The sequence below is a fragment of the Stenotrophomonas maltophilia group sp. Smal13 genome, from assembly GCF_030236855.1.
Taxonomy (GTDB): Bacteria; Pseudomonadota; Gammaproteobacteria; order Xanthomonadales; family Xanthomonadaceae; genus Stenotrophomonas; species Stenotrophomonas maltophilia_A.
The window spans coordinates 1-4,983 of record NZ_JASJSQ010000154.1; the positions used below are offsets into that span (position 1 = coordinate 1).

Here is a 4,983-nt window from a genome sequence, read left to right on the forward strand (position 1 = left end):
GTGGGTCGTGCGATCGGCCAGCACGGCGCCGTCTGTGACCTGCAGGGGCAGGACGACGCGGGCTGTGGAATGGCTGGCAGAGGGCACGGCACTGCCGGTGTGGCAGTGCTGCACGCGAGGTGCGTGGGCGATCTGTGGCTGGGTGGAACGAAGCGCGGGGCGCGGATACTGCTGGGTGGATCAGATATCGTCGGCGAGGTCGTCGAGGTCCTGCAGGCCACCGCCGCGTGCCAGCACGCGCTCGTAGTTGCGGCGGCGACGCTGGTCGGTCTCGGTGGTGGTCTCGCCACGTTTCCAGTAGCCGGCCACGGCAACGTCGCTGCGTGGCAGGCCGACCGTTTCGATGAAGTGGCGGCGCAGGGCACGCATTTCCTCGCGCTCGCCGGCCGCCCAGACCGTGCTGCCGGGTTCCGGCCGCAGTTGGCGCGCCTGCTGCAGCAACGGCGCGTCACCGGTGGCGAGGCGGTGCACGCGGATACCTTCAATGGCGGGCAGTTCGTCTACCGGGAATGCATCATCCGAGGCGATCCAGGCCTCTGCGCGCAGGTCGGCCGGCCACTGCTGCAACAATGCAAACAGGGCAGGGATGGCGCTTGGGTCGGCGAACAGGAGGGCGCAGGTGCCCTCGCGCTGCGGTACCTGCAGATGGGGGCGCGGTCCGGTCAGATCGAAGGCATCACCGGGGCGCAGCGCACGTACCCAGGCCAGCATCGGCCCCGGCGCCTCGTGCAGCACTACGTCCAGGGTGAACTGGCGGGTGTTGGGATCGAGGCTGCGCACGGTGTAGATCCGTGACACATCGCCGAACGTGGCGCCGAGCTGGATGCGCACGGCGGTGTTGGCACGCTGCCAGGGCGCGAGTTCTGCATGTTCCGGCAGCTGGACCACGAGGCGCAGCAGGCTGGCGCACGGCTGTGCAGCCGCGACCACCTGGACCTGCAGCGCCTGCAGGCCGCGATCATGGTCGGCGCCGCGCAGCGGCCCGGCCGGGGTGATTGAAGTGGGGGACGCGGACATCGACAACGATCCTGGACACTGCAAATGCGAATTAGTTACATTATAGTAAACTAAATTGATCGCGCCGCAACCGGGGCCTGTCCACGGACTGCAGCGACGCGTTGACCACGGCGTCGCTGCGCACCACCATGACAGCCCTTGCACGCGCACTGCGCAGGAACCGTTACCGCATGGCTGCACCGAAAAAGACCGCTGGCCGTGGGCGGCCGCCCAGCATCACCCGCGAGCGCATCGCCGACGCCGGTATTGCCATGACGCTGCCGGGACTGAGCTTCGTGGGCGTGGCGGCGGCGCTGGGGGTCAGCCACATCGCGCTGTACAAGCATGTGGCGAATCTGGCGGCACTGCGCGAGCTGGTGGCCGAGGCGATCTTCGAGCGTTGGCAGGCACCGGCACTGGATGCCGCTGGCCGGCGCAGCATCGAGGAGGATCTGCGTGCGTTCCAACGTTCACTGCGGACGCTGGTGGACGGGAATCCGGGCCTGGCGCCGTTCCTGGTCAGCCACGGCGCGAAGACACCGGAGATGCTGGCGCGCATCCAGCGCCACCATGCCGAATTCAGCCGCGTGCATGATCTGCCGCTCGAGCAGGCGGCGTGGCTGCTGTCGACCGTGGCCTATCACGCCGTGGCGTTGGCCGACACCGTGTATTCGCGGCATGCGGTGGTGGATACCACGCGACGCCCGTTGGATCGGAAGGCGCAGGAGGCCGAGTTCGACCGCAGCATGGAAGCGTTGATCATCGGAGCATTGACGATGTGCGGGCGCACGGCAACGTAGTCGCCAACCTTGGTTGGCACCGTTGCCCCGGTAGTCGCCAACCTTGGTTGGCGCCGCGATATATCGTTGCCCACCAAGGTGGGCATCTACCGGTCAAGCGGCATCCTTGTGCTCAGCATCCTCCATGCCGGGGCTGACGCGGCGGCCGATGTCCTTCAGCGAGGTAATTGCCAATCCTGGTTGGCACCGTTGCCCCGGTAGTCGCCAACCTTGGTTGGCGACGCTATACATCGTTGCCCACCAAGGTGGGCATCTACCGGTCAAGCGGCATCCTTGCGCTCCGCATCTTCCATGCCCGGGCTGACGCGGCGGCCGATGTCCTTCAACCGCGCCAGCTGATCCACCATCGACGGTGCATCATCCAGGCTGCCGACGAACGTCCACAGATAGGTCATCACCGCGTACACATGACCCGGCGTCACACCGTCGGTGGTGGCGAGTCGTCCGATGGTCAGCGCGAACAACACCGCCGCCGCCGCACCCACCACCACGAAGGCCCCAGCTTCTCGGTCCGAGAGCAGGATGCGCAGCCGCGACAGCGTGGTGTAGTGACGTCGCAGCACCGAGGGACTGACCCGGTCGACCAGGCGGATTTCATGTTCCAGCCGGTTGTTCAGGCGCCCATGCAGCTGCTCGTTGCGGCGTGCGAACGACGGCATCAACAACACTGCGCCGAGCAGGGCGATCAGGCTCGCGGCGCCCACCAGCGGTTCGATCACCAGCAGCATCACCGCCGCACCAAACATTGATACGAGCGCGGTGGCGATGATCGGCACGTGCTTTTCGAAGAAGTCGACGAACTCACGGGCCAGCACAACGCGTGCGGCCGAGGTGGAGGTGGCGTGGCCCAGCCTGCGCTGCGCCTGCACCACGTTCACCGCCAGGTCGGCATAGATGCGGGTGAAGGTACGGGTATCGACCGCACGGCGGGCAGCACCGACCAGCCAGAACAGCAGTACCACGCCGGCGTAGGAGATGGCGTGGCCGATGTTGCCGCGGATGATCGCATCCACCGCGAAGCCGGCAAACAGCGGATACGCCAGCAGCAGCGCATTTTCCAGCGCCACCAGCGAAAAGGTGCCGGTGAGCTGCCACGGATAGGTTCGCAGGATGGCCTTGAGAGTGGCGGCCGCGTTCTGCTGGCCGATGCTGCCGGCGGCGGCCGCCGGATCGTGTGGGGGTTTCATGGGGATGCCTGGGTGGGTCGGAGTCAGGGCAGGGGACGGATGCCTGCCATCTCCCGGATCGCGCCCAGTATCTGCAGCCCTTTGGAGAAGGCATGGAGGGACGATGGAGATTGCGTGGAGAAACCGGCGCCGTTCAGCGATGCGAATGTCCACCAAGGTGGGCCGCTACCAGGGCAGTGTCTACCGCCTCAACGGCGGGCATGCACCGGCCAGCGGATTTCGAAGGCACTGCCACCACGTTCGGTGGCCCGGCATAGCGCTGTTCCGTGATGGGCCACGGCAATCGCACGCACCACGGCCAGGCCAAGCCCGGAGCCACCACTCTGCCGCGAACGCGAGACATCCGTGCGCTGGAAGGCTTCGAAGATGCTGTCGCGAAGGTCGTCCGGCACACCGGGGCCGCCATCTTCCACCGTGACGGTGCAATGGCCTTCTGCCAGCGTCACGTACACCCGCAGCGGGCAGGGAATGGCATGGCGTCGTGCATTCTCCAACAGTGCCAGTACTGCCTGGCGGATGCGTGCAGGATCGCAGTCGGCCAGCGAAGGTCGTGCGTCCAATGTCACCGAGAAACCACTCTCGGTCAGTGCCTCGGACATCGCTTCAACCACCGCGGCCACCTGCACACTGACATCGCTGCGCTGCAGGCGCAGATCCAGGTGGCCACTCTCGGCCAGGCTGACCACGCGCAGGTCCTCGATGATGCGGGTCAGGCCTTCCAGCTGGGTGAGCATGCTGTTGAACTGCTCAGGCCCCGGCTCGAACACGCCTTCGGCGATGCCCTGCAGGCGGCCGCGCAGGATGGTCATCGGCGTGCGCAGTTCATGCGCGATCGCGGCGTTCCAGAACACCCGGTTCTCGGACATCCGGCTCAGCCGTTCTGCCATGGAGTTGAAATCGCTGACCAGCGTGGCCGCTTCGGCCATCGTGGTATCACCACCGCGTGCACGCGCTTCCAGATCGCCACTGGCGACCCGGCGCAGGCTTTCGGCCACCGAGTTCAACGGCGTGATGATGCGCCGGGTCAGGCGCGAGGCGACCAGCGTGGCGAAGATGACGACCACGGTGGCGGTCAATCCGATCCACAGCCATTCCAGCCCGGACGGCATGATCGTTTCCGGCTCGTCGTACCAGCGCGGATAGAACACCTCCATGAGGTAATAGAACAGGTAGAAGCCGCTGATCGACAGCACCGTCGAACACAGCGAGGCCACCGTGATGGACAGCGTGATCTGGCGTCCGATGCTCTTGCCTTTGGGGTTCATCATTCAGTCCAGGAAGCGGTAGCCGACGCCGCGAATGGTGGCGGGAATGCCGATCACGCCGACATCCTCCAGCTTGCGCCGCAGTTTGCTGACATGGCTGTCGACGGTGCGTTCCTGCGCATCGCCTTCGGGCAGGCAGGCATGCAGCAGATCCACCCGCGCATGCACCTGCCGCGGCGCGCGTGCCATATGCACCAGCAGCCGGAACTCGGTGAGGGTGAAGTTCAGCTCGTGCACCTGCTCGCCATGGCGCACGGTCACCTCGTGGCTGCGCAGGTCGATCTCGAAGGGCCCTTGGCGGATCAGTCCGTTGGGCGCTTCGACCAGGGGCCGGGAACTCCGGCGCAGCACGGCCTGGATGCGGGCGACGATCTCGGCCGGATTGAATGGCTTGGCCACGTAGTCGTCGGCGCCCACGCGCAGGCCGGTCAGCTTGTCCACGTCCTGGTCGAGCGCAGTGAGCATGATGACCGGGGTGTTGCCGATCCGTCGCAGTTCGCTCAGCACCTGCCAGCCATCCAGTTTTGGCATCTGCACATCCAGCAGCACCAGGTCCGGGCGCAGTTGGCGGTGGCTGGCAAGTGCCGCCTCACCGTCGGCGGCGCGGGCGCTGCGCAGGCCGGAACGGGCCAGGTAGGCACTGAGGATGTCGGCGATTTCGCCCTCATCTTCGGCAATCAGCACCAAGGGTGCCTGTCGGCTACGGAGATCGTTCATTGCGTGATGCGGGTTCGG

At 66.3% G+C, this 4,983-nt stretch carries 5 protein-coding genes; 1 reads left to right on the forward strand and 4 read right to left on the reverse strand.

The window, feature by feature from the left end; translation table 11 throughout:
* Window positions 1-180 precede the first annotated feature (180 nt).
* A complete protein-coding gene (locus QRO95_RS24920) occupies window positions 181-1,017 on the reverse strand; it encodes a siderophore-interacting protein (RefSeq protein ID WP_285303696.1) in 837 nt (278 codons plus the stop codon).
* Window positions 1,018-1,187: 170 nt separating this feature from the next.
* On the opposite strand from QRO95_RS24920, the gene QRO95_RS24925 reads away from it, so the two are divergent.
* Window positions 1,188-1,796, forward strand: coding sequence for a TetR/AcrR family transcriptional regulator (locus tag QRO95_RS24925; protein ID WP_285303697.1), 609 nt, complete (start codon window positions 1,188-1,190; stop codon window positions 1,794-1,796).
* A 260-nt stretch (window positions 1,797-2,056) separates the two neighbouring features.
* Here the strand turns inward: QRO95_RS24925 and QRO95_RS24930 are convergent, their stop codons facing one another.
* The 3 genes from QRO95_RS24930 to QRO95_RS24940 all read right to left on the reverse strand — a co-directional run bounded on the left by QRO95_RS24930 (window position 2,057) and on the right by QRO95_RS24940 (window position 4,965).
* Window positions 2,057-2,983: an ABC transporter six-transmembrane domain-containing protein gene (locus tag QRO95_RS24930; RefSeq protein WP_285303698.1), complete on the reverse strand. Its 927-nt coding sequence runs from the start codon at window positions 2,981-2,983 to the stop codon at window positions 2,057-2,059.
* A 188-nt stretch (window positions 2,984-3,171) separates the two neighbouring features.
* Entirely contained in the window at window positions 3,172-4,248 is a 1,077-nt protein-coding gene (locus QRO95_RS24935) for an ATP-binding protein (protein ID WP_121503630.1), read from the reverse strand.
* 3 nt (window positions 4,249-4,251) lie between these two features.
* On the reverse strand, window positions 4,252-4,965 hold the full coding sequence (locus QRO95_RS24940) for a response regulator (protein ID WP_285303701.1): 714 nt from the start codon (window positions 4,963-4,965) through the stop codon (window positions 4,252-4,254).
* Window positions 4,966-4,983 lie beyond the last annotated feature (18 nt).